General features: G+C 44.1%; 18 protein-coding genes and 3 pseudogenes. 15 read left to right on the forward strand and 6 right to left on the reverse strand.

The genetic code is table 11. From position 1 onward, the window contains the following. Window positions 1–106 precede the first annotated feature (106 nt). From VL20_RS10605 to VL20_RS10620, 4 genes are all read left to right on the forward strand, one after another. Window positions 107–1,297, forward strand: a complete 1,191-nt coding sequence (locus tag VL20_RS10605; protein WP_052276486.1) for a DUF3747 domain-containing protein — start codon at window positions 107–109, stop codon at window positions 1,295–1,297. A gap of 323 nt (window positions 1,298–1,620) precedes the next feature. Then, complete coding sequence (gene zwf / locus VL20_RS10610; protein WP_052276487.1) at window positions 1,621–3,150, forward strand: glucose-6-phosphate dehydrogenase; 1,530 nt, start codon at window positions 1,621–1,623, stop codon at window positions 3,148–3,150. A gap of 149 nt (window positions 3,151–3,299) precedes the next feature. After that, complete coding sequence (opcA, locus tag VL20_RS10615; protein ID WP_052276488.1) at window positions 3,300–4,655, forward strand: glucose-6-phosphate dehydrogenase assembly protein OpcA; 1,356 nt, start codon at window positions 3,300–3,302, stop codon at window positions 4,653–4,655. Between the two features lie 157 nt (window positions 4,656–4,812). Continuing rightward, window positions 4,813–5,397: a Uma2 family endonuclease gene (locus VL20_RS10620; RefSeq protein ID WP_052276489.1), complete on the forward strand. Its 585-nt coding sequence runs from the start codon at window positions 4,813–4,815 to the stop codon at window positions 5,395–5,397. Window positions 5,398–5,903: 506 nt separating this feature from the next. On the opposite strand, the gene VL20_RS10625 is transcribed toward VL20_RS10620, so the two are convergent. Beyond that, on the reverse strand, window positions 5,904–7,112 hold the full coding sequence (locus VL20_RS10625; RefSeq protein WP_052276490.1) for a phosphoglycerate kinase: 1,209 nt from the start codon (window positions 7,110–7,112) through the stop codon (window positions 5,904–5,906). Between the two features lie 163 nt (window positions 7,113–7,275). Between VL20_RS10625 and VL20_RS10630 the strand changes: the two genes are divergently transcribed. From VL20_RS10630 to VL20_RS10640, 3 genes are all read left to right on the forward strand, one after another. Next, window positions 7,276–7,686: a universal stress protein gene (locus VL20_RS10630; protein WP_052276491.1), complete on the forward strand. Its 411-nt coding sequence runs from the start codon at window positions 7,276–7,278 to the stop codon at window positions 7,684–7,686. Window positions 7,687–8,104: 418 nt separating this feature from the next. After that, window positions 8,105–8,587, forward strand: coding sequence for a photosystem I reaction center protein subunit XI (locus VL20_RS10635; protein WP_002737469.1), 483 nt, complete (start codon window positions 8,105–8,107; stop codon window positions 8,585–8,587). A 57-nt stretch (window positions 8,588–8,644) separates the two neighbouring features. Further along, window positions 8,645–8,761: a photosystem I reaction center subunit VIII gene (locus tag VL20_RS10640; protein WP_002737043.1), complete on the forward strand. Its 117-nt coding sequence runs from the start codon at window positions 8,645–8,647 to the stop codon at window positions 8,759–8,761. 199 nt (window positions 8,762–8,960) lie between these two features. On the opposite strand, the pseudogene VL20_RS10645 reads toward VL20_RS10640, so the two are convergent. Beyond that, a pseudogene (locus tag VL20_RS10645) lies at window positions 8,961–11,161 on the reverse strand (hybrid sensor histidine kinase/response regulator). Window positions 11,162–11,514: 353 nt separating this feature from the next. Here VL20_RS10645 and cobN point away from each other — a divergent pair. Further along, window positions 11,515–15,156 carry a cobaltochelatase subunit CobN gene (gene cobN, locus VL20_RS10650; RefSeq protein WP_052276492.1) on the forward strand — a complete coding sequence of 1,214 codons (3,642 nt, stop codon included), beginning with the start codon at window positions 11,515–11,517 and terminating at the stop codon, window positions 15,154–15,156. Window positions 15,157–15,893: 737 nt separating this feature from the next. On the opposite strand, the gene mgtE is transcribed toward cobN, so the two are convergent. Further along, window positions 15,894–17,300, reverse strand: coding sequence for a magnesium transporter (gene mgtE, locus VL20_RS10655; RefSeq protein WP_052276493.1), 1,407 nt, complete (start codon window positions 17,298–17,300; stop codon window positions 15,894–15,896). 815 nt (window positions 17,301–18,115) lie between these two features. On the opposite strand from mgtE, the gene rplJ reads away from it, so the two are divergent. From rplJ to VL20_RS10680, 5 genes are all read left to right on the forward strand, one after another. Continuing rightward, the gene (rplJ, locus tag VL20_RS10665; RefSeq protein ID WP_002743152.1) at window positions 18,116–18,664 is read left to right on the forward strand and encodes a 50S ribosomal protein L10; all 549 of its coding nucleotides are present in this window, start codon (window positions 18,116–18,118) and stop codon (window positions 18,662–18,664) included. A 44-nt stretch (window positions 18,665–18,708) separates the two neighbouring features. Continuing rightward, window positions 18,709–19,101 (forward strand): 50S ribosomal protein L7/L12, encoded by a 393-nt coding sequence (gene rplL / locus VL20_RS10670; protein WP_002736522.1) that lies wholly within the window; start codon window positions 18,709–18,711, stop codon window positions 19,099–19,101. A 104-nt stretch (window positions 19,102–19,205) separates the two neighbouring features. Next, on the forward strand, window positions 19,206–19,301 hold the full coding sequence (locus tag VL20_RS28150; RefSeq protein WP_012267019.1) for a photosystem II reaction center protein T: 96 nt from the start codon (window positions 19,206–19,208) through the stop codon (window positions 19,299–19,301). Window positions 19,302–19,428: 127 nt separating this feature from the next. Next, the gene (nrdR, locus tag VL20_RS10675; protein WP_052276495.1) at window positions 19,429–19,944 is read left to right on the forward strand and encodes a transcriptional regulator NrdR; all 516 of its coding nucleotides are present in this window, start codon (window positions 19,429–19,431) and stop codon (window positions 19,942–19,944) included. A gap of 232 nt (window positions 19,945–20,176) precedes the next feature. Beyond that, window positions 20,177–21,169: a 30S ribosomal protein S1 gene (locus tag VL20_RS10680; RefSeq protein WP_002757124.1), complete on the forward strand. Its 993-nt coding sequence runs from the start codon at window positions 20,177–20,179 to the stop codon at window positions 21,167–21,169. A 152-nt stretch (window positions 21,170–21,321) separates the two neighbouring features. On the opposite strand, the gene VL20_RS10685 is transcribed toward VL20_RS10680, so the two are convergent. Then, complete coding sequence (locus tag VL20_RS10685) at window positions 21,322–22,341, reverse strand: adenylate/guanylate cyclase domain-containing protein (RefSeq protein ID WP_052276496.1); 1,020 nt, start codon at window positions 22,339–22,341, stop codon at window positions 21,322–21,324. Between the two features lie 162 nt (window positions 22,342–22,503). On the opposite strand from VL20_RS10685, the pseudogene VL20_RS10690 reads away from it, so the two are divergent. After that, window positions 22,504–23,130, forward strand: a pseudogene (locus VL20_RS10690) (RNA-guided endonuclease InsQ/TnpB family protein); the annotation flags it as partial. A gap of 197 nt (window positions 23,131–23,327) precedes the next feature. After that, window positions 23,328–23,885 (forward strand): annotated as a pseudogene (locus tag VL20_RS10695) (RNA-guided endonuclease TnpB family protein); the annotation flags it as partial. A 471-nt stretch (window positions 23,886–24,356) separates the two neighbouring features. Here VL20_RS10695 and VL20_RS10700 read toward each other — a convergent pair. Both VL20_RS10700 and VL20_RS10705 read right to left on the reverse strand, forming a co-directional pair. Further along, window positions 24,357–25,481 (reverse strand): RNA-guided endonuclease InsQ/TnpB family protein, encoded by a 1,125-nt coding sequence (locus VL20_RS10700; RefSeq protein WP_128575191.1) that lies wholly within the window; start codon window positions 25,479–25,481, stop codon window positions 24,357–24,359. A 201-nt stretch (window positions 25,482–25,682) separates the two neighbouring features. After that, window positions 25,683–26,384 carry a DUF3120 domain-containing protein gene (locus VL20_RS10705; RefSeq protein WP_052276497.1) on the reverse strand — a complete coding sequence of 234 codons (702 nt, stop codon included), beginning with the start codon at window positions 26,382–26,384 and terminating at the stop codon, window positions 25,683–25,685. Between the last annotated feature and the right edge of the window lie 70 nt (window positions 26,385–26,454).

The following is a 26,454-nucleotide window of genomic DNA, read 5'->3' on the forward strand; positions in this document are numbered from 1 at the left end:
CAATCTGGCGCAGTCTGGAACAACAACCGCAATTATTCAGTCTTAGAATATTGGGATTAGCACGTCTATTATTTTTACTGCAAAAATCGTCTTATAGATAAAGATCATGAAAGCCAGATTATCGATCGCCCTAACCGCCCTAATGACCTTGGGCATAACTGCCACACCAGCGGCCAACTTTGACGAACAGGACATCGAGCAGACCCAGGTAGTAGCGATCGCTCGTCCCTACGGAGGTAATAAATTTGACCTGCTAGTCTTGGAACAAATCCAGGGAAAACAGAAGTGTTGGAGCGAAAGCGGCTCAAATCCCGTCATGATCGACCCTCTACTCCTCAACTTTGACTTTACCGGCATTTGTCGCCGCGCCACCGATAGTAATGGTTATTCTATCCGTCTGGATGGCCGGGATTTTGGGCTAGATTACATCCTGCGTATTGTGGAACGCAATGGCGAATTATACTTAGTGGGAACTCCCCGGGATGCCCGCAGACCGGAATTAGTGGTGGGAAGAACCCGAGGAATGCAAACAGGATTTATGAAAATTATCCTCGAACCGGGTTGGAGATTTAGCCGTCGTACTTTCCAAGGCAAAAGTTTAGGCCACTTCTACTTTAGCGGCAAAGAAGCGGAAGTTCTCGCAGCCGCCGGCAGACCTCCCATCAACGAAACCACTCCCCCCCCCACTTCCGGGGCCAGTTTTCAGGATATTAGCGGCGATATCTATAAAACTGAGATTGAAAAAGCGATCGCTATTGGTGTAGTGGCCGGTTTTAAAGAAGATAACACCTTCCGCCCCGAAAATCCCGTCACCAGGGAACAATTCGTCTCAATGATTATTGAAGGGATGGGAACTGTCACCAAAATTAACCTAGAAGAGATTCCCCCCGGCAGCGGCAGTTTTAACGACGTAGAAGCGACGCGTTGGAGTGCCAAAAAAATCCAATGGGCCCGGGCCAATGGTATTGTTGCCGGCAAAGCTAACGGCGAATTCCGTCCCACCGACCCCATCACCCGGGCCGAATTGATGGCGATTCTCAAACAGGCCGCCACCTACCTGAAAACTCAGCAAAAACAAGCCCCCGATTTAGCCCAAACTAAAACCCCCGTCAATTTTTCCGATACTTCCGGTCATTGGGCTGCCAGTTTAATTACCCAGATGTCGGGATTTTGCGGTGTGGCCTCTCCCTTGAACGAACGGGGTAGTTCTTTTGTACCAAATGATCCCGCCCGTCGTAACTACGCAGCAGCCGCCATCGTCCGTACCCTCGATTGTGTTAAAACCGCCAAAAAATAAGTAGGGTTTGCGGCAAAAAGTTTTTCCTAGGGGTAGGGTGTGGGGTTTCACCCATTTTTGGGTGGTCAATTAGCTAAAATTCAGGGAAAAAGTCCCTGAATTTTCCCCCCGCTCACTCCCATGCCCAGAACTTTTTGAGATCAAAAAGGCCTAAAGATATTATCCAATTACTGATGACTGATGACCGATGACTGATTACTGATTACTGGTCACTGATTACTGATTACTGATTACTGATTGTGGTTATTAATTTTTACTTTAGGTATGCCGTCGAGTATTCCCGCTAGACTGGAAAATAATGCACCTCGGCTAGACAAAATCCTATGGTAAAGCTGCTCGAAAATCCTCTCCGAGTGGGATTGCGACAAGAAAGAACCCCAGAACCCTTAATCTTAGTCATTTTTGGGGCATCGGGAGACTTAACCCAAAGAAAACTGGTTCCTGCCCTCTATCAACTGAAACGGGAAAGACGACTGCCGGCCGAATTAACCATCGTCGGTACAGCGCGCCGAGAGTGGAGTCATGATTATTTTCGCCAACAGATGCGCCAAGGCATCGAAGAATTTTCCGACGGGATTGGTAGTGAGGAATATTGGCAAGACTTCGCCCAAGGGTTGTACTATTTCCCCGGCAACATGGACGACCCAGAAAGTTACGCCAAAATGAAAGTCTTTCTGGAAGAATTAGACGGAATCCGGGGAACCCGCGGCAATCGAGTCTTTTATCTAGCGGTTTCTCCTAATTTCTTTCCCCCCGGTCTTAAAAACCTCGGGGCAGCCGGAATGCTGAAAGACCCGATTAAACACCGGTTAGTGATCGAAAAACCCTTTGGCAAAGACCTCAGTTCTGCCCAAGTTCTCAATCGAGTCGTACAAGAGGTTTGTCAGGAGAACCAAGTTTATCGCATTGACCACTATTTAGGCAAGGAAACCGTCCAAAACTTACTGGTGTTCCGATTTGCTAACGCCATCTTTGAACCCCTCTGGAATCGTCAATTTATCGATCACGTCCAGATTACCGTGGCCGAAACCGTGGGAGTGGAGGAGCGGGCCGGATATTACGAAAAATCGGGAGCTTTGCGCGATATGGTGCAAAATCACCTGATGCAGTTATTCTGCTTGACGGCGATGGAAGCACCCAACGCTATTAACGCTGATAGTGTCCGTGGCGAAAAAGTCAAAGTCCTGCAAGCGACTCACCTGGCCGATATTAATAACCTGGAAAAATCCGCCATCCGCGGCCAGTATAAAGCCGGTTGGATGAAAGGAAAACCCATTCTGGGCTATCGGCAAGAACCGGGGGTTAATCCGGAATCGACCACTCCCACCTATGTGGCCATGAAATTAATCGTCGATAACTGGCGTTGGCAAGGTGTCCCCTTCTACCTGCGTACCGGTAAACGTCTGCCCAAAAAAGTTTCCGAGATTGCCATCCAATTCCGCCATGTGCCGTTATTAATCTTCCAATCGGCGGCCCAACAAACTAATGCAAATGTACTGAGTCTGCGAATTCAGCCTAACGAAGGTATTGCCCTCCGTTTTGAGGCGAAAATGCCGGGGTCGGAATTACGCACACGCACGGTAGAAATGGACTTTAGCTATGGTTCCTCCTTCGGTGTCACCAGCGCCGATGCCTATAATCGCCTACTGTTAGACGCTATGTTAGGAGATCAAACCCTATTTACCCGTTCTGACGAGGTAGAAGAAGCATGGCGCATCGTTACTCCCGCTCTCGCCGCTTGGGACGCTCCCGCCGATCCTGCCTCCGTACCCCAATACGAAGCGGGTACCTGGGAACCCACAGAAGCGGAATTTCTCCTTAACCGCGATGGCCGTCGTTGGCGACGACTCTAATACAGTGAACAGTAATCAGTGAGCAGTAATCAGTAAACTAAAAACTCACATCTGATAACTGATAACTCACATCTGATAACTGGTAACTGAATCACTGATAACTGGTAACTGAATCACTGATAACTGATAACTGATAACTGATAACTGACATGACTACCCAAAGCCCCCCCATTGTCTCCCTGCAAGCACCGAAAGATGTTTCCATCGATGTGATCGAGCAGGAACTGCGCGATATCTGGCAATCCTATAATAATAATGAGGATGGTATGGCCGCCACCCGGGCCACTACCTTTAGCTTTATTGTCTATGAACCCGACGCGGTACAGGAATTGTTAACCCTTCTCGGCTATTACACCGGCCCGATTGATGGTATTGCCGGTCCGCGGACCCACGCCGCCATCAAAGTCGCCCAAAAGGACCTAGGACTAGAAGTAACTGGGCTTTCTAGCGATGAATTTGTCGCCCGGTTAAGGGCAGCCTGGGAAGCGGAAAAAAACGCCGAGGACGGGGCTAATCATCGTCAATACGCCGCCGATTTGGATGCGATTGGGGTCGCAGATGCGATCGCTGCTTCCAATCCCTGTCGCATTATTACCCTCTGTCCCACTGCCGAGGCCGATGAAGGGGTAAAAGCCTCCGTTTCTGCCTATTGTCCCGTTAACAAACGTAGTCAGAACACTTTAGTTTGCTGTGAATACGTTACTTTAAGCGGTACGGCGGAAGCTTTGGAACGAATTGGCGGCATTATTTCCGAGTTAACTATTCCCAGTTTGCCAAAATTTCTCTGGTGGAAAGCCAGTCCCGATGCGGAATATGGACTATTTAAACGTCTGGCCAGTCAATGTGATACGATTATCGTCGATTCCAGCACTTTTCGGGAGCCAGAAACGGAACTGCTGCAGGTGGGGGATTTATTAGCAACAGATGTACCATTAGCTGACCTGAACTGGAGTCGTCTCGCTCCTTGGCAAGAACTAACCGCCGAGGCTTTTGATCCCCCAGAGCGCCGGGATGCTATTCTGGAAGTCGATCGCATCACTATTGATTACGAAAAGGGCAATCCTTGCCAAGCTTTTATGTTCCTCGGTTGGATGGCCAGCCGGTTACAATGGCGACCGGTGGGATATACTCACGAGTCGGGAGATTACGCTATTCATCGGATTAGTTTCCTCGGTCAGGACCAGCGTTTAATTGAGGCGGAATTAGCCGGTATTCCCGTGGCCGATTGGGGTGAGATACAAGGGGATCTGATTAGTATTAAACTCAGTTCTACTAATCTTCACGCCGATTGTTGTACGGTAATTTGTTCGGGAACTACCGGCTGTATGCGGATGGAAGCTTCGGGAGGGGCCCAATCTTGCCGCATTGAACAAGTGTCCCATCTGGAAGACCAAAAAACAGAAACTCTGCTAGGTAAACAGTTACAGCGTTGGGGCCAAGATGTGCTTTATCAAGAAAGCATGAAAGTCACCGGCGCTATCCTCAAATTATCCCAACCAGACTAGCAAATTAGAGATAATAATCCCACCCACTTTCGAGAGACCTTGTTAACAAGGTCTCTCAATATTTATACGGCAGTCAGCACCTGATTAAAACCGATAATTGTAGCTTTTTGGAAAACAGGTTATCATAAAGACAGAGCTTTGCTTTCAAGGGGGCAATATGGTCGCAACCACTGAGAAACGCTACACAGTCGCAGAATACTTTCAACTAGAGGAAACTGCCACCGACAGACACGAGTATCGAGATGGAGAAATTATTGTTATGACCGGGGGAACTCCTAACCATAATCGCATTGCGGGAAATTTTTACAGAAGATTTCCCTTAACTATCCAGAATCAAGCCTATGATATATTTATCACCGATCTACGCTTGGCCATACCCGCCTATAATGTGTACACCTATCCCGATATTATGATCGTTAAGGGGGAACCAATTCTTGAAAGAGGACGCACCGATACGATTACCAATCCACAGGTTATTATCGAGGTTTTATCAAAATCTACTCAAGACTATAATCGGGGTGATAAGTTTAAATTTTACCGTTCTCTTAATAGTTTTGAAGAATATATTTTAATCGATCAATATGGTTATTATATAGAACAATTTCATAAAAGAGGCGATCATTGGGAATTTCGGGATTATCACAGCCAAGAAGCGATTTTAACTTTGTTTTCTCTAGATTTTCAAATATCCCTGACAGATTTATATCAGCGAGTGGATTTTACCGCGATTGAAGTATCCTAATGACTCAACTAAGCTGTTCGTAATTTAAATTGCTTGTTGAGACGAGGCAAGAGGCAAGAGGCAAAAGGCAACAGTAAAGGGATTGAGGGAGATTCGGCTAATAAGAATAAGCGGTTTAAATACGTCTTAGCTTATTTAGGGTTTGTCGCAAAGGTCTTGGTATGATTAACTCCCAATCCAACTTGAAAAACCCACTCCCTAATTCATAATTCATAATTCATAAAAAAAAGGTGGGGCAACACCCACCTTTTTTAAACCTTAGATATTAGAGATAATTAGGGTTTGCTGAATAATGGTAAAACCCTTTTAAAATAAAGCTTTTGACCTGTTAAAGTCCGATGTTAGTGCAAGAAAATAGGATTGGGACGTTCAAAAACCTTGCATTATCCTTCTTGTAGTACATCGCTTGGTACAAAAAACAAGGGCAACAAAGCCTAAAACGACCGACTCCTGACTCCTGACTCCTGACTCCTACCCCCAGGAAAAACTTTTTCAGCAGACCCTAATTAGGCCTCATCGAGAGCGGCAATACCGGGTAAAACCTTCCCTTCGAGTAATTCCAAACTAGCGCCACCACCGGTGGAAATATGGCTCATTTTTTCCGCCACTCCCACTTTTTCCACCGCCGCTACCGAGTCACCACCACCGATAATGGTAGTTGTACCCGTAGCGGTTAAATCGGCTAAAGTGTGAGCGATCGCATCTGTACCCGCCGCAAATTTATCGAACTCGAACACCCCCATCGGGCCATTCCAGAGGACAGATTTACAGTTAGATAAAGCTTTTTGGAAAACTTTCACCGAATCCGGACCGATATCCAATCCCATCCAACCATCGGGAATATTTTCGACGTTGACGATTTGGGAATTGGCATCTTTATCGAATTTATCCGCTAACACCACATCGGTAGGAAGGAGGAATTCCACCCCTTTTTCTTTAGCTTTTGCCTCTAGGGATTTAGCTAACTCTAGTTTGTCTTCTTCCACCAAAGACTTACCAACACTTAAACCGCGGGCCTTGTAGAAAGTAAAGATCATACCGCCACCGATGAGCAGTTTATCGCACTTTTCCAATAAAGTTTCGATCACGCCAATTTTACTAGAAACCTTAGAACCGCCGATAATCGCCGCTAGGGGACGTTGGGGAGTTTCAATAGCTGCTTGTAGGTAGTTTAACTCTTTTTCAATCAAATAACCCGCCACCGAGGGGCTGAGATAGTGGGTAACGCCTTCCGTGGAAGCGTGGGCGCGGTGGGCGGTACCAAAAGCATCATTAACGTATAAATCGGCATTAGCGGCTAATTTTTTGGCAAAATCGGGATCATTTGCCTCCTCTTCACCGTGGAAACGCAGATTTTCTAAAAGGGCCACTTGACCGTTAGACATTTGACTAATCGCTGCCGTAACTCCCTCACCAATACAATCGGGACACATGACCACTTCTTGGCCCAGTAATTCCGAGAGACGTTTAGCTACAGGGGTCAGACGCAAATTTTCTTTAACTTGACCGTCGGGGCGACCCATGTGGCTGCATAAAATAACCTTAGCCCCTTTTTTGATTAAATCCTCAATAGTTGGTAGTGCCGCCCGAATGCGGGTATCATCGCTGATTGCCCCGGTGGCTTTGTCCATGGGAACATTAAAATCGACCCGGACTAAGACCCGTTTGCCCGCTAAATCAGCCTCTGTTAAATTCGCTACTGTTTTTTTTGGCACAGCCCATAACCTCCTAGATTGCTTACCGTACAATAAAGATTAAATCAGGGTATCGCTACTTGCGGCAATTACTTTGACAAAGATTATTTCAGATTTGGGGATCAGTTTTGCAGTTCCAAGACCGATTTGCCCAGAAAAATTTGATTGGAGAGACTTGCTAATTATGTTTGAGACGATTTTATTTCCCATCGACCACAGCCGCGAAAGTCGTGACGCTACCAGTAGTGTGATCGAATTAGTCAAAATCTTTGACAGTCGTTTGGTGCTGTTGTCGGTGGTGGAAACGACAGCCACCGGGGAAATTGCCGCCGACGATAAGATGAATTCGATCGAAGCGGTGGATAGATTGTTACAATCGGTGCGGGCGATTTTTGCCCAAGCTGACATCACTGCGGAAATGATTGAACGGGAGGGAATACCCTCTTTTGTCATCTGTGATGTGGCCGATGAAGTTAATGCCGACCTGATCGTTATGGGTTGTCGCGGTTTAGGATTAACTAGCGAAGGTGTGTCCGAAAGCGTCACCACCAAAGTTATTAACCTTGCCCCCTGTCCAGTGTTGATTATCCCTTAATCAGTAATCAGTTATCAGTGAGCAGTTATCAGTGAGCAGTTATCCTACTAAATCCAGTTATTAAAGACTGATTATCTATTCCTCCTTTTGCCTCTTGCCCCCCCGACGTCGGGGGGGTTGCCTCTTGCCTATCCTGATATGTCGCCTATACTCAACGGATTTAGTATCAGATGTGAGTTTTCAGTTCACTGATTACTGTTTACTGTACGGCTACGCCGTGCCTTTGGCAACACTGAAACAAGGCTCCCCATCTCCCCCGTCTCCTGAGAGAAATGTAACGAATTGTGAGAGTTTCAGCCGTCAACCCTTGAAAACTCGATCGATGGGGTTGCTTGAAGTAATTCTTAGGCCTAAAGTGTAATCTTAAAGTTTTATGATCAATTTTCCTGTTGATCGGAAAAAGGAGAACTCAAACACAATGGCTGAAACTGGATACAAACAGGTGGTGACACCCTACAATGATGATCCGTTCATTGGTCATCTAGCTACCCCCATTTCCGCTTCTGGTTTTACCAAAGCTTTTATTGGTAACTTACCTGCCTATCGTCCCGGTCTAGCTCCGATTCTGCGCGGTCTAGAGGTGGGTATGGCCCACGGTTATTTCCTCGGTGGTCCCTGGGTTGTCCTGGGTCCCTTGAGAGACTCGGAATATGCTAATCTCGGCGGCTTAATCCCCGCTTTAGCCATGGTTCTCTTGGCTACGGGTTGTTTAGCTAGTTATGGTCTTGTCTCCTTCCAAGGTAAGGCCGCTAGTGGTGATCCTCTGCAATCCTCCGAGGGTTGGAGTCAATTCGCCGCCGGTTTCTTTATTGGTGGTATGGGTGGCGCTTTTGTGGCCTATTTCCTCCTAGAAAATCTTGGTGTCGTTGATGGCATCATGCGCGGGGTTTTTAATCAATAATTAACCCTTGTTCTACCTGATTATCATTTCCTTATTTTTTTACTAGGAGCATTTGACATGACTGGTGCCTACGCAGCTTCTTATCTGCCTTGGATTTTAATCCCGATCGTCTGTTGGTTAATGCCAGCCGTAGTGATGGGTTTGTTATTTATCTATATCGAAAGTGAATCCTAATTTAGCCTAGGATTCCTACAATTCAGGACTTGAAAATTAGCTATTTAATAGTTAGTTTTCAAGTCCTATTTTCTGAGGAAAAAAGAAAAGTATTGACCAGATGAAAATGGGTAAAACCCCACACCCCACACCCTACACCCCACACCCCACACCCCACACCCCTTACCCGCACCGAAAAACTTTTTGCTGCAAACCCTACTTATAAAGCGGTTAGATAGCGGATTTTTTCCAACAATAGGGAGGGTTGAATCGGTTTGAGCAGATAGTCGTCAATGCCATGACGACCGAGAAAATTAACGCTGATTTCAGGGGTATCATTCAAGATTAGCACTTTACTGGCTTGAGTTTGGCTAGATTTTTTTAAGAGATGACAGAGATGATATATATCGGGCATTTTCCGATCGACAATTATAATACTTGGCTGCACGATCTCAATTTTTTTGATAGCGGAGACACTATCGATTAACCAAATAACTTGATAATGTGCCACCATCAATAACTCACAAATAAGATTGGCAATTTCTTCGTCACTTTCAATTAAAACTACAGTGGGATGGTGGTGATTAAAATGGGGATTATTATCCGAGGGTTGGCGCTGGGATTTGGGGGCTTTTGTTGAGGTAAACGGACGGTAAAAATGGAACCTTTATCTAAGCAAGATTCTACCTCGATCGTGCCGCGATGCAGTTCCACTAATTGTTTAGTTAAAGCCAATCCTAATCCCATACCACCATAACGACGTTTTCGGGAGCCATCCAACTGGGTAAATTTTTCAAACAGAAGCGGTATTTTTTGAGCAGGAATGCCGATGCCCGTGTCCTCTACCTGAAAAATGACCTGACTGCCTTCTTTCCACAGTCTCAGCGTGATAGCACCCTGTTCGGGGGTAAATTTCAGGGCATTTTTTAACAAGTACAAAAGTATCTGCTGAACTCGATCATAATCGGCATAAAAATAATGCTCTTTTTCGGTAATTTTCATCTCTAAAATTAGATTAATTTCTTTAATTTCTGCCTCTGTTTTGATAATTTCTAAAACATGATGACAGAGGTATTTTAGCGAAAATTGTTTAATATCTAAAACGGCTTTTCCTGCCGAAACTTGCGAAAAATTAAGCAAGTCATTAATTAATTCTAATAGTTTATTGCCGTTATCCTGAATAACTTTTAGATAGTGTTTTTGTTTGTCGGGAGGTAAAAAATTACTGGCTGCCGAGCATTTTTGCAGGGTACTGGACAAACCGATAATACAAGTTAGGGGAGTTAATAACTCATGACTCATATTATTTAAAAATTCACTTTTGCAGAGGTTAGCGGCTTCCGCAGTCATTAAAGTATCTTGTAATTCTTGGGTTCTTTCTATTACCCGGCGCTCAAAAATATCTTTTTGTTCCTGTACTTGAGAATATAATTGCGCTTGATAGATAGCGATGGCGAGATGTTCACCAATCTGACCTAAAAATTTCTTTTCCTGCGGCAACCATTGGCGTTTTTCTTGACATTGATGGGCAATTAATAAACCCCACAATTCTTCTTGTACCACAATCGGGGCGATTAATTTTGATTGCACTTGGTGTTGTCGCAAAAATTCGGACAAACAGAAGGAAGAAGAATAGTTAACATCCACATCATCCACAGCCAGAATTAATCCTTGACGGTACTTTTCTTTGTATTGGGGAATATAGGAAAAACAATCGTCTTCGGGGGTTAAATTTAACACGGAATTTATCTGGTCAGAAACACGCGACTCGGAAGTTATTTTTCCCTTTCCCTCACCGATACCGGGGAAAAATTGATAAATTAACAATCGGTCCACTTGCAGAAATTCCCGCGCTTCCCTGACCACGGTTTCCAGAATCACCGGTAACTCCAGACTCTGACGCATTTGGGTGATGACTTGGTTTAATAATCTTTCCTGTTGGATTTGTTGGGATAGGGCAGCTTCTATCGGTTGACAAACGGAGAAGATGCGGGAACAACCCCCATCAGCAGCCGGAGAAGAAATTATCGAGAGAATTTTGACTAAAATTTTATTTTGAAAACTGCTGACATTAATGGATAGAGGCAGATTTAAAATTTGATAACCCTGCTGAATTTTTGGGTTGTGGAGAGACTTGACGGCCAGTCCTTGCAGAAAACTTTTAATCGTGTTCGCTTCAAAACTAATGCGGACTTCGTACTGAAAATTATGCCCTTGGGGACTGGCTAACAATAAAGCTTGTAGGTCAGTGGAAAGCAAGAGTTGATAGATTTCCCCTGTCTGTGGGGGAATATCTCTTTCACTGAGACTAATCCTCGGCCCTGTCACCTGTATTGCCAACTGTCCCCACCAAGAACGAATTTGTTCGAGGTGAGTAGATGACAACACTTGACAGCAAACATAAGCGGGAGAAGCGTTCATTTATCATTTATCAGTTATCATTTATCAGTCATCATTTATCAGTTATCAGAAGGCAGGAGGCAGGAGGCAGGAGATAGGGTGGTGGGGTGTTGGGGTGTTGGGGTTTTAGGGTTTTAATTGAAATTTCCCCACTTCCCCACTTTCCCACTTCCCCAAACCCCAGTCATCATTAAGGGGACTGGGGTTGGGGTTTTAGTGAAGATTTTTCTTAATCCCTATCCCCTAACACCTATTCCCTATTCTTTAAATTGCCGCAGACAGATATAATCATCTCTATCTACCTAAGAATGATCCCTCGATCGAGACCCTGATTCTCAAAACCTAATCATTATTTAACCTGACTCTCAAAATTTATGCATCGTATTGCTCCCCAAGCGGGTGGTTGGACAGCAGATACCGAAGGGGTGATTATTATTGACCAAAATCCGGCCCCGATTGTCCTCCTCACCATGGCTGATACCGATATTCAAACTCTAGCGGCAGCTATCGACCATCTACCGGATAATTTTCCCGCAATTCGCGCCCTCAATTTATCCCAGTTACAGCAGCAATACAGTATCGATAACTATGGGGACAAGGTACTATCCCAAGCAAGGGTGATTATTCTTCGCTTATTGGGGGGACGGGGGAGTTGGTCCTACGGGTTGGAAGTAGTTAAGGAAATTGTCGAGGAAACCGGTGCGACTTTATTTGTCCTCCCGGGAGAGGATAAACCGGATTTAGAGTTGATGAGTCATTCCACTGCTTCCCTGACTACTGTTAACCAGTTATGGTGCTATTTCACGGAAGCAGGGATAGATAACTGGATTAATGCTGCTAAATTTATCGCGCATACCTGTCTCCATCTCGACTATTCTCCCTCTCCTCCTAGGGTTGTCCCTAGGTGGGGAATCTATTCCCAGACAACCCTATCCCAACCCCAAGCACGGACTTGGATACTTTTCTATCGTTCCCATTATCTCGCAGGTAATACCAAAGCTATCGATGCTTTAATCAGCGCTTTCACCCAAAGAAATATTGAAACTGTCCCCATCTTTCTCTCCTCTCTCCGGGAAATCGAAGTGCAAGAGGAACTATTAACCCTCTTTTCCCACCATCCCCCAGACCTAATTCTCGATACCACTAGCTTCTCTATCCAGCGACCGGAAGACAAACAAAATCATCACTTCTGGCAGTCTCTCAATAAACCCATCTTCCAAGTTATCCTCAGCAGCAGCAGTTTAGAAGCTTATCAACAGGGTTATCAGGGTCTTTCCCCCCGGGATGTGGCTATGAATATCGCTTTACCGGAAATGGATGGCAAAATTATCACCCGCGCTATTTCCTTTAAATCTGTCCTCACCCGACATCCCAAACTAGAAACGGAAATAGTTATCTATCAACCCCTCCCCCACCGGGTTGATTTTGTCGCTGATTTAACCGCAAACTATTGTCAACTCTCCTCCCTTCCCAACTCCCAGAAAAAAATTGCTCTCATTTTCCCCAACTATCCCAATAAGGATGGTCGTATCGCTAACGGAGTCGGTTTAGATACTCCCGCTAGTGGTCTGGAAATTCTTCGCGCATTACAAACCCAAGGTTATACCCTCACCGACCTCCCCGACCATAGCGATGAATTAATGCGATTGCTTATTTCCGGTATCACTAATGACCTGGAGACAAGGGAATTAAAACCTATCTATCAATCTCTCTCCCTAGAAGCATATCTAGATTATTTCTCCTCCCTTCCCCCCGATAATCAAAGCGCTCTGCTTGACCGTTGGGGATATCCAGACAAGGATTTTCCTATCCCCGGCATCCAGCTAGGTAATGTCTTTATCGGTATTCAACCTTCTCGCGGTTATGACCTTGACCCGACTCTTAATTATCATTCCCCCGACCTGGAACCTACCCACAGCTATCTCGCTTTTTACCATTGGTTACGACAGGAATTCCAAGTCACTGCTGTGATTAATCTCGGTAAACACGGCAATTTAGAATGGCTGCCGGGGAAAAGTCTCGCTCTTTCTCCCAATTGTTATCCCGAAATTGCTTTCTCGTCGCTGCCGAATTTCTATCCGTTTATTGTCAATGACCCCGGAGAAGGTTGCAGCGCTAAAAGACGTTCCCAAGCTGTTATCATCGACCATCTCACCCCCCCAATGACGCGAGCGGAATTGTATGGGGATTGGGAAAAGTTAGAGTCCCTCATCGATGAATATTATCAGGCAGAATCTCTTGATCCTTCTCGTTTAGCTCTGATTCGCGAGCGGATTAACGATCTGGTGGCGAAAACTAATCTCGATCGAGAGCTAGGCACGATCTCGCGTAGCGAGCGCGTTGCGACCAACGCTTCCTTTGGTCAATTTCTCACCCTCGTGGATGGTTATCTCTGTGAACTCAAGGAAGCACAAATCCGCGACGGTTTACATATCTTCGGTCAATGTCCCCAGGGTCAGCAGTTAATTGATTTAATCCAATCGATCGCCCGTTCTCCTAGTCCCGACCGCCCCGGTTTAACCCGTTCGATCGCCCTTGACCTCCATCTCGACTGCGACCCCCTGACGGAATATAACGATACTACTACCTATCTGGAAGGTCTCGCTCAGGATTTAATTAGCCAGAAAATTGAACCTCTAGGCGAAAATACGGCAAAAGAATTGGTTTGGCTAGAAAATCAGTTAATTCCTGCTTTAAAACAAACCCCCGATGAACTTATCTATCTCTTAAAAGGTCTCGCTGGCCAATACGTCCCCAGTGGTGCTTCCGGCGCTCCTACCCGCGGCCGTCCCGATGTTCTCCCCACCGGCAGAAATTTCTATTCCGTCGATACCCGCGCAATCCCCACAGAAACCGCGTGGGAAGTGGGAAGAAAGGCCGCAGAGGCACTAATTGAACGTTATACCCAAGAAAATGGCGAATATCCCCGCACTTTGGCGATTTCTATCTGGGGAACTTCGACGATGAGAAATAGTGGCGAAGATGTGGCCGAAGCCATGGCTTTACTGGGAATTCGTCCCCTTTGGGATGGTTTTTTCCGTCGGGTGGTCGGGTTTGAAATCCTTACCCCGTCTAGCTTAGGCCGTCCTCGTATTGATGTGACCGTTCGGGTATCCGGCTTTTTTAGGGACAGTTTCCCCAGCATACTACATCTTCTTAATTCTTGCATAAATGCGGTAGCTTGTCAAGAGGAAGAGGAAAAAATTAATCCTTTAGCGGCGAAAGTGAAGACAGAGAGGGAGTTTTGGCTAAGTCAGGGCTTAGGAGAAAAAGAGGCGAAACTGAGAGCTACTGCCAGAATCTTTGGCTGCAAACCGGGTGCTTATGGGGCCGGTTTACAGGGGTTAATCGAGTCACAAAACTGGCAAAATGATCAAGACTTAGCTAATGCTTATATTAACTGGAGTTGTTATGCCTATGATAGTCAAGGAACTGCCCATTCTTTACCAGAAGTATTGAGAAATAGACTGCAAGAATTAGAGATAGTGCTGCACAATCAGGACAATCGAGAACACGATATTTTCGACTCCGATGACTACTATCAATTTCAAGGCGGCTTAACTGCCAGTGTCCGGGCATTAACCGGCAAAAATCCCGTCACCTATTTTGGTGATCATTCCCGTCCGGAAAATCCCCGCATCAGAACCCTAGAGGAAGAAATTCGTCGCGTTTACCGTTCGCGAGTGGTTAACCCCAAATGGATAGCGGGAGTGATGCGACACGGCTATAAAGGCGCCTTTGAGATGGCTGCAACCGTAGATTATATTTTTGCCTACTCTGCCACTACTCACCTAGTGGAGGATTTTATCTATCAGGGAGTAGCCGAAGCTTATTTATTTGACGAGAAGGTACAACAATTTATTCAGGAAAAAAACCCCTGGGCATTGCGAGATATGGCCGAAAGATTATTAGAGGCTCAACAACGGGGATTATGGACCCAGGTGGACCAGAAAACTTTAGATCAATTGAGGGCAATTGTCCATGAGGCCGAAGGAGCGATCGAATCGGGTCAGTAATTAGACCTCTGGCAAAAATCAAAAATCTGACCTTAGGTGAGGAGTTAGTAGCCAGTAGTCAGTAGTCAGGAGAATTAAGAATGAGCATTAATCAATTAAATGCTCTATCTAGGGATTTTATGCAATTTTATGCCTATTTTTCTCATTTTTGAACTCTCAAAAATTAATTAGGCAAGAACTCTATTAATAACCGCTCTAGAATCAGTCTATACTATATATTCTCCGGGGAGAAATTGCTCAAATTACGGCTCTCTTATTCTTTGTGTGATCAGTTTAACTTATAAGTACCTAAGCAAAATTAATTACACATATCTAACCACTTCTTGCCTCCTGCCTCTTGCCTTTTGCCTATCTTGACTAGGAAATTAATTTTGCACGACTACTTATAAGTACCTAAGCAAAATTAGTTACACATTTCGATAAAGCTTTTGCCTTTTGCCTATCTTGACTAGGAAATTAATTTTGCACGACTACTTATAGTAGTGATCGATCTTTGTGTCCTCTGTGTCTCTGTGGTTCCTTCCGCGCGCTCGCCAGCAGGACTGTATCTTAGAATACATTTTACCCACCAAACCTAAGAGAGCCAAATTACTTTAGTAATGAGAAACAGGACTAAATAATGGCTGGAATTGAGGGATTGAGGATTAAAAATTATCGAGCGCTCAAGGATATAACCCTGGGGAAGTTATGGAAAGCCAATTCAGACTTAAATCGGCCTAATCTTTTTGCCTTGCCCATCAATTTCTCAAGCTTTCCTTTAGGATTAATTGAGCAATACTGAAATAAATAAAAATTCCTAAAACATCAACCACTGTCGTAATAAAAGGAGCAGACATTAAAGCAGGATCAAATCCCATTTTGTTAAAGACAAAGGGTAATGCTGTACCTGTCGTTGCTGCAATAATTGAGATAGCAATTAAACTAATTCCCACTATAAAACCAATCTCTGGTTTACCTAAGAATACAAAAATCATGGCAATCACAATGACGGCTAAAATTATTCCTAATAATCCCCCTGTTATTAACTCTTTCACAATAATTGAAAACGGTTTTTTATCTCTTAATTCATCGGTACTTAATCCCCTAATAACAACGGTTGATGACTGCGCACCTATATTTCCCCCTGCATCAATTAATAATGGCGTAAAAAAGGCTAAGGCAACTACTTCTTCTAATACTTCCTCAAAATTACTCATTAAAAAAACTGTTCCAGAATTCGTGATTAGTAAAATTAATAACCAGGGTATTCGTTTTTTTGTGATTTTATACAAGCCCAATTTAAAGTAATTTTGATCATCAGATTCTGTATTAATTGCTCCCATTTTATAAATATCTTCAGTTGCTTCTTCCTCTAAAATATCGATAACATCATCTACCGTAACTACCCCTAATAAGTTTTCATCTTTATCAACAATTGGCAAGGCTAATAAATCATAGCGTTGAATCAATTTAGCGACTTCTTCTTGGTCGGTATCGGTATAGGCATAAATAATGTTTCTGTTCATAATTTCAGAAATTATGGCTTCTGGTTTAGCAACAATCAAATCTTTTAAAGATAAGGTTCCTTGTAATCTCTTGTTATTATCTGTCACATAGATATAGTAAGCCACTTCAATTTTATCGGCTAAATTTCTGATTTTAGCTTGGGCTTCATTAGCGGTAATAGTTTCTTTAACATAGATATATTTCGGGGTCATAATTCGCCCTGCTGTATCAGCAGAATACCCGAACAATAAAGCATTTAACTCTCTTTCTTCAGGGGATAATTGAGCTACTAAAGTCCTCGCTAATTGAGGAGGTAACTCATCAAATAACTTGACTCGATCATCAGGAGACATATTATTAATAATTTCATTTGCTTCCGCATTTTTAAACTTTTCGATTAATAAATATTGGGTATTTCTATCTAAATGTTCATAAACGTCAATGGCTTGAGATTTATTTAAAAGTCGGAAAGCAATGATTTGTAGGGTTTTAGGTAAGTCCGCAATCGCTTCTGCTATATCCACGGAAGCCACGGGAATTAACAGAGTTTTAGCTGCATCATAATTTTGGGCTTCTAAAAAAATGAGTAACTGATTTGTGATAACATCTCTTAGATCACTCTTAGAGCCTTTGGGAAAGTCGATTTCAGTGTTATTCATAATTGATAATTGGGTAAGGTAACTAAAAAGGGAAGCTCGGAAAATTGATGGAGGAGACAAAAGGATTATAAGCGAAGAAAGTAGCGTGGCACAAGCGAACAAATGAACCAAGCTAATTTCGCTTCTTGAAAAGCTAGATTAAAAAAGCTCAATCAACAGAAAGACTTTCTCCTAAGACTGAATTAGATACAGCGTTTCTGATCAAGAACTGTAACCTAATTTGGTATTAATAACCGACTCCTGAAAACGAAAACTTTTGATCTCATAAGTAGTCGTGCAAAATAAATTTCCTAGTGAAGATAGGCAAGAGGCAATAGGCAAGAGGCAAAAGCTTTATCGAAATGTGTAATTAATTTTGCTTAGGTACTTACTAAATCCAGTTATTAAAGACCGATTACCTATTCCTCCTTTTGCCTCTTGTCTCTTGTCTATCTTGATATGTAGCCTATACTCAAAGGATTTAGTATTATTCCCCCTTTTGCCTCTTGCATGAGTGCCTGTACTGATAAGTAGCCTATACTCAAGGGATTCAGTCTTAAATGCAATCACCATGCTCGTTCCTGTCCAAGGCTTGACATAAAACGCGCAATACTGTTATAATAGGGGACTGGCTTAAGCCAAAGACAGCAGGGGCGAAACAGCTTAAATACCCTGCCGAGGTCAAAGCGAGAAAACAGCAGCCAAAAAGACTAAAGAGAGATATTTTCTGTCTTGGTCATGCCTGAACTGGATTCTCTCCACTCAACCCCGGCGCTACAAGGGGTTATTTTTGCGCCTCTGGAACAGGTCCCCCGCATACAGGAGGTGAACAAGGGATGGGGAGAAGCAGAGAAAGCAAGGGAGTAATTCTAGAAGAATTAAAAACCTCCCTTAGCGAAGCTCAATTAACGATGGTCATCGACTATCAAGGTTTAACCGTCGCCGAAATCAGCAATCTACGCCGCAAATTGCGCCCCACGGGAACGATTTGTAAAGTCACCAAAAATACTTTGATGGGATTGGCGATCGCTGAAGATAGTGGCTGGGAACCGATGAAAAGCCTTTTATCGGGAACATCCGCCTTTCTGCTCGTAAAAGAGGATATCGGTGGAGCTTTCAAGGCCTATCAAGAGTTCAAAAAAGAAAGCAAAAAAACCGAATTGCGCGGCGGTGTCCTCAAAGAAGGGACAAAAGGTCAACTGTTAACAGAAGATCAGATCAAAGCGATCGCCGATTTACCGTCGAAAGAACAGTTAATCGCTCAGGCCGCCGGAGCAATCAACGCCATTGCTGCCAAACTGGCCCGCAGTATCAACGAAGTTCCCGCATCTTTGGCCCGTGCCGTCGATGCCGTGGCCCGTCAAGAAGAAAAAGAAGCGGCTTGACACCGCGCCAATCAATCACTTACAAACAATTAGGAGTCTAACCCATGTCTGCTGTAGCTGAAATCTTAGAAAAACTCAAAACCCTGACCCTCTTAGAAGCTGCGGAATTAGTCAAAGGTATCGAAGAAACCTTTGGAGTTAGTGCCGCCGCTCCGACTGGTGGCATAATTATGGCTGCCCCCGGGGCTGCTCCCGCGGCTGCTGCTGAAGCGGTGGAAGAACAAACCGAATTTAACGTCGTTCTCGAAGAAGTTCCCGCCGACAAGAAAATTGCTATCCTTAAGGTGGTACGCGAATTGACCGGTTTAGGACTCAAAGAAGCGAAAGACCTGGTAGAAGCCGCTCCCAAAGCGGTTAAAGAAGGCACTAACAAAGATGATGCCGCCGCCATCAAGAAAAAACTGGAAGATGCCGGGGCAAAAGTTAGCGTTAAATAGATTGCCACTGATTCTGGGGATGTAGATTATATCCCCAGACAAGCTGAAAAGCTCATTTCCTGATACTATAGGATTGTTATAGCAGTCTTGTAGGATGTCCAACCATGGAAAGCGTCGCTTACATTTTAGTTTTAACTATGGCTTTGTCGGTAATTTTCTTCGCCATCGCCTTCCGGGAACCTCCCCGGATTCAAAAGTAAATTTCTTAACTCCGTTTAGGTTAATAATTTTCTTCCCTGAGCCGCCCGCTTGTCAAAAGCAGGTTAGCGGCTCTGGTTTTCGTATTTAAAGGCTTAAATTAAAGGTTCCCCTCACCGAGCGCCTCCTATGCAGTGTCCTAATTGTCAGCATACCGATAGTCGCGTTTTAGAGTCCCGCTCCTCCGAAAACGGTCAGAGCATTCGTCGTCGTCGTGAATGCTTACAGTGTAAATATCGGTTCACCACCTACGAGCGCATCGAATTCGTGCCGATCACGGTGATTAAAAAAGATGGTAAACGGGAATCTTTTGATCGCTGCAAACTGCTCCGGGGGATCGTTCGCGCTTGCGAAAAAACCGGCATTCCCCCCTCAAGATTAGAGGCGATCGTCAATGATATCGAATCCCGTCTGCAGCAAGACTCAAAACGGGAGGTAACAAGTCAGGAAATCGGTCAATTAGTCCTAGAATATCTCCGGCAAGAATCGGAAGTGGCCTATGTGCGCTTTGCTTCAGTTTACGGCAATTTTCAGGGAATTAGAGACTTTATCGCCGCTTTAGCTCTGATCCAGTCCTCCGAAATGGAACGCACTCATCCTTCTTGGTCTCCAGTGGAAGAAGCCAGCGTGATTACCTCGTCTTAAATAGTTCCCGATTCAGTTATAATGAGGATCCCTTGTGCTATTTCAAGCCCAAGCTCTGGTTAGATTCTTAAAAGTCATTCTTGAGGCAGATTGCCTGCAAGAAAGCCGGATGCGGCAGTTCATCCCCTAGGCCCTGCCTAGAAACTAAATTGGGAGGCATCTCCTTGATTTAGAAACTGTACATCACATAGGAGGAAAAACCTACGGAAATTCCGAGGCCCAAACAACGTACATGACCACCCAAAAAACTGCAAACAAAAACATAGGCTTTACCCATGAAGATTTTGCCGCCCTTCTAGACAAATACGATTATCATTTCAGTCCGGGAGATGTTGTCGCTGGGACTGTTTTCAGCATGGAACCCCGGGGAGCGCTCATCGATATCGGTGCTAAAACCGCCGCTTTTATCCCCGTGCAGGAGATGTCGATCAACCGCGTCGATAATCCCGAAGAAGTTTTACAACCCAACGAAACCAGGGAATTTTTCATTCTTACCGACGAGAATGAAGATGGACAGCTAACCCTGTCGATCCGTCGCATCGAATATATGCGCGCTTGGGAACGGGTGCGTCAATTGCAAAAAGAAGATGCTACCGTGCGCTCGAATGTTTTCGCCACTAACCGTGGTGGAGCATTAGTCAGAATTGAAGGTCTCCGCGGCTTTATCCCCGGTTCTCACATTAGCACCAGAGAAGCGAAAGAGGATTTAGTCGGTCAGGAATTGCCCTTAAAGTTTTTAGAAGTGGATGAGGATCGCAACCGTCTGGTTTTAAGTCATCGTCGCGCTTTAGTGGAACGCAAGATGAACGGTTTAGCCGTGGGACAGGTGGTAATCGGTTCCGTGCGCGGAATCAAGCCCTACGGTGCTTTCATCGATATTGGTGGAGTCAGTGGTTTACTGCATATTTCCGAAATCTCTCACGATCACATTGACACCCCCCACACGGTTTTCAATGTCAATGATGAGTTGAAAGTGATGATTATCGATCTCGATGCCGAAAGAGGTCGCATTTCCCTCTCGACTAAACAATTAGAACCCGAACCGGGAGATATGCTCAAAAATCGCCCGTTAGTGTTTGAAAAAGCGGAAGAAATGGCGATTAAATACCGAGAAAAACGTCTAGCGGAAGCGGAAGGCCGGACTGTCTCGGAAGTAGTCGCAGAAATCGAAGTTCCTCCCGCCCTGGAAGAGGAAGATTTAGTTCTCGCCGCTGCCGAGGAGTAGGTCAGTTATCAGTTATCAGTTATCAGTTATCAGTTATCAGTCATCAGATTTGAGTTTTAAGTGTACAGTATTAAATAGAAGTTTCCTACTGTCTTTTCACTGATTACTGATTACTGTTTACTGATCACTGAAATGTCGTTTAATTTCAATCTTCAGACACTGCCGATAAATCCTGTAATTCCAGTTATCTCCTCACTAATATTGACATCGAGGAAACGATCCAAGTCATCGAAAGTGGTTCCGTAGGTAATAGTTTTATCGTCGTATCCTTTCAGACTGAGGGTATGTTGCTCAAAAGCTTGGTGGAGATGGGGTAAACCGATGAGATGACTGTAGGTAGTTGCTCCGATGGCTAAATCCCTACCTATTTCTTTAGTGGCCGACTCTAAACGAAAAGCGGCGTTGACCGTATCACCGATCGCCGTATAATCTGGATGTTCACCGCTGCCAGTATTGCCCACCATGGCATAACCGGTATTCACTCCCGCACCGATGCGTAATTTAAAGGGTAAGGGATATTCTTCGCTTAAGGCGCGGGTCATCTTGTATATTCGCGTAATTGCTTGGAAAATTTGCAAGATATCGTCTTGATTGACTTCCTGTTGGCCGTGAAACCAGATGGCCATGATCGCATCACCAATATATTTATCTACCCAACTGCCGGAACTGCGGATAATACTCCCGGCATGGCGAAACCAATTGCCAATCAGAGAAGAAAGCACTTTTTCGTCTAATTGCCTCGTTAAAGCCGTAAAATTTCGTATATCCACCACTATCACCGATGTTAAGCGACGTTCATGGACGGTGGAGGTGGGGGGATCCAATTCTAAATTGTGCGGTTGCTTGCCTATATTAGTGGGAGTAGGACGATAGAACTGCACTTCGGTTTTGCCAAAGGCGATCCGATCTTTGTCATGGATAGTCACGGGAATAGCTACCCTTCTGCCATTGACAAAAGTTCCATTGCGACTACCGAGATCGATCAGATAAAAATCTCCTGTTTCCGTGGATTGTAAAATAGCGTGATTGCGAGAGATACACTGATCTTTAATCACGATAGCGTTATCTTTGCTCCGTCCGATTGTCCAGTAAGGTCTCCCCACGAGAGGGAAAAAACGCTGTCCCTTCTCGGTATGGAGTAGTAAATAAGGATTTTGTCCTAGTATATCCACGGTTACATAAGCGGCAATATTATAGATGGAGGTGACTACACATTATACAGCGAGATTCCGCACATTTTCATCGAAAATTTGGGTCTGAAACCCCGTCGTTCTACGACGGCTTTACTGTTAAATATGAGCATCGTTTACGAAATATATGCTAAAATGTGAGACATGGAAAAAGCCTACTCGTTTCGATTTTACCCCACACCCGAACAAGAGTCGCTATTGCGGCGCACTTTGGGCTGTGTAAGATTAGTTTACAACAAAGCTCTCCACGAACGAACACAAGCATGGTACGAAAAGCAAGAAAGAGTAGGATATGTTCAAACTTCTTCAATGCTAACCGAGTGGAAAAAGCAAGAAGAATTAGACTTTCTCAATGAGGTAAGCTGTGTACCTTTACAACAAGGGTTAAGACATTTACAAACAGCTTTCACTAACTTCTTTGCTGGTCGTACTAAGTATCCTAACTTTAAGAAAAAACATCAAGGAGGAAGTGCCGAATTTACCAAGTCAGCCTTTAAATTTAAAGACAAACAAATCTATTTAGCCAAATGCACAGAACCTTTACCTATTCGATGGTCAAGACAAATACCAGAAGCTTGTGAACCAAGCACAGTAACAGTCAGATTACATCCGTCTGGACGTTGGCATATTTCAATTAGATTTGATGACCCAACGATTAAGCCTTTACCAGTAACAGATAAAGCCATTGGAATTGACTTAGGAATTAGTAGCCTCGTGATTACCAGCGACGGCGATAAAGTATCTAATCCTAAGCATTTTAAGAAACATTATCGGTTCTTCGTTACTTGGTATGGTTCGATAGGGGGGCATAAATCGACTAAATCCTTATCTGGCAAGAGACTTAATTGATTAGTTCGCTCTAGAAAAAAACAATTAACAAAAATCGCTAAATGCCTTTCTATATAAGGGTTCCATCCCTTATAACTCCCGTCCATTGCATAACACAAACCGAAGAGCCACATTATCAGAGGTTGCGAAGAGCATCGAAAAATCTTTCTAGAAAACAGAAAGGGTCAAAAAATCGGGAAAAAGCAAGAATCAAAGTAGCCAAGATTCACGCTCAAATCACCGATAGCAGAAAAGACCATTTACATAAGCTAACCACTCAATTAGTTCGTGAAAACCAAACGATTGTAGTTGAGAATTTAGCCGTCAAGAATCTGGTCAAAAACCCCAAGTTATCTCAGGCAATATCTGACGTTAGTTGGGGAGAAATTACCCGACAATTAGCCTATAAATGCCGTTGGTACGGCAGAAATTACATCGAAATAGATAGATGGTTTCCTAGCTCTAAAAGGTGTAGTAATTGCGGGCATATTGTCGAAAAGATGCCGTTAAATGTTCGAGAATGGGATTGTCCAGACTGTGGGACACACCATGACCGAGATGTTAACGCTAGTAAAAATATTTTGGCCGCAGGGCTTGCGGTGTCAGTCTGTAGAGCGACCATAAGACCAGAACAGAGTAAATCTGTTAAGGCAGGTGCGGAACCCCGCAAGGGAAAGAAGCAGAAACCCAAATCGTGAGGTTTGGGAATCGCCGTCCGTTTTACGGCGGCGAGGATGTCAACTATCTAATTGACATACTCCCACCGTCAAGCTACGCTGTGACGGGGGATTCTTGACCTATCACTATCGGAAATTCCTTGCTCGACGAGACAACTTAGATTCTCAATGTCTCCACTGAAAATCTTTCTTGCCGGACTCTCCCCCCCCCTTGCCCCCCTGCCCCCCGATGTCGGGGGGGCAGGGGGGGTGGGGGGTTGGGGGGGGTTTCTGTTTGCCCAACAGTACCGTTGAGATGATTTCCCAAATATTTCAACCCTTTTTTAAGAATATTTAGGCTCTTCGGTTTGTGTTATGCAATGGACGGGAGTTATAAGGGATGGAACCCTTATATAGAAAGGCATTTAGCGATTTTTGTTAATTGTTTTTTTCTAGAGCGAACTAATCAATTAAGTCTCTTGCCAGATAAGGATTTAGTCGATTTATGCCCCCCTATCGAACCATACCAAGTAACGAAGAACCAATATTTATTGCTGCATTATGATCCCTATCTAAGACTGTTTGACAATTAGGACATTGATGAGTTCTAGTGCTTAAGGTTTTTTGAACTCTCGTCCCACAAACTGAACAATCTTGGCTAGTGAAATGAGGAGGAACAGCAACACAAACAATCCGATAAATCTTAGCAAAATAATTCAACCATTCGGTGAATTGATACCAAGAAGCATCGGAAATCGACTTGGCCAGCTTACGGTTTTTGACTAAGTTTCTTACCTTTAAAGCTTTATAGACTACCAGATCATTAGACTGGACTAACGCCAAAGCGTCTTTAATTGCTTTGTCTTTACGTTGTCTTGATACTTTCAAGTGAAGTTTAGCTACTTTTATCCGTTGCTTGTGATAGTTTTTAGACTGTTTCTTTCCTTGACGAAATCGTTTTGATAATCTCATTTGTGCTTTTTTAAGTCGTTTTTCTGACTTGCTTAAATAACGTGGATTCTCTACAGTATTACCTTGAGCGTCGGTATAAAACTCTTTTAACCCTAAGTCAATTCCTGTTATTTGTCCCGTTGGTTCATGGTATTCTTGCCGTTCTCCGTCAATCAAAAACTGGCAATAATAACCGTCAGCACGTCTAACAACTCTTACCCGTCTAATCTGTTGCTCTGAATAATAAACTAAGGTTTTCTGACTACACCATAAATCAAATTCTCCTGCTTTAAAGCCATCAGTAAATCTGATTTTACGTCGATCATCTGATAGTTTGTAGCCCGTTAGTTTATACTCAACCGAACGGCTATGCTTTTTGAACCGAGGAAAACCTTTTTTTCCTGGTATCTTAGCATGACAATTCTGGTAAAATCGACTAATTGATTGCCAGGCTCTATCAGCAGCCGATTGACGAGCTTGAGAGTTTAATTTATTAACCCAAGGTGTCTCTTTATTATTAGCTAGTACCGCACAAAGTTTTTGAAGGTCATTACGGGTTGTTCCTTGATTGTCCATCCAATAACGAACACAAGAGTTACGCACAAACTGAGAAGTTCTGATAGCTTCATCAAGCTTCTGATATTGCTCTAGTGTCCCGTTTTTTAGCTTCGCTTCTACGACTAGCATTTAACAATCATCGACCATTGGATAGTTTAATTATAACACAGTTTACCCATAGATGGTAGTATTAAATCGATGCTCTGCGGTTTATTTTCTGGTCGGATTTCATCCCCCGCAAAGGTTGATGTCTTGTCGAAAAATTTAGCGGGGGCATTCATCCGACATTTTAGGTAAATAGGTGGAAACGGGAATTAGCTAGGAAAACCCTTAGGCCAGAGAAGCGGTAATCCAAAATAAACCATCGACTAAAATTGTACTCAATACGGCTCCGCTAAATGCCCACCAATGGCATACCCGTTTTTGCAAAGGATAGATACCGATCGCTAGGAGCAGGTTGAGCAGTACGATCGCCCAACTGATGCCCCAGGGGGTCTGAATTTGGGCCAAAGCGTTATGAAATATCGGCGATACTAGGTTGGCATCTAGTTCCACGGTCATTAATTGTCGCCAGTAGGGAATTAGTCCCGTTAGATAGAAATATAAGTCGGTGATGGCGGTTCCTAACAAAGAACCCAGATAGAAAAGATTGCCCACTTTGCCGCGACCTTTGCATAATCCCCAGAGAACAAAGGGCAGCCCGATCGCTTCCATGGGAATATGGAGCAAGGGTTCCCAACGCCACCAACCCCAGTACAGAGAACCGGCTAACCAACTCCAACTAAAGCCCAAAAGTAAATCTCCCCAAAGACTGATTTTTGCTTGTTTGAGCAGCCAAATCCCTAACCCCACCCAGAAAACGGTTAAACCTAGGCTAATTTCGGGATAGTAGCGCACTAGGGGCGCTTGTATGAACACGGGGACTGATACCAGAAATGCTGCTGTCCAAAAGACGGATTGACATTTTTCCCAGTTAGGGACTAGGGGTTTCAGGCGATTGGGATTGCTGGGGACTAGGGTAGAGTTGAGCAAAGGATTTCAGAATTGTTACAAAACTTTACTTATATTAAGATACATCATTCTCTCTCTACTATATCCCCCC

This window comes from Microcystis panniformis FACHB-1757 (assembly GCF_001264245.1).
GTDB classification, from domain to species: Bacteria; Cyanobacteriota; Cyanobacteriia; order Cyanobacteriales; family Microcystaceae; genus Microcystis; species Microcystis panniformis.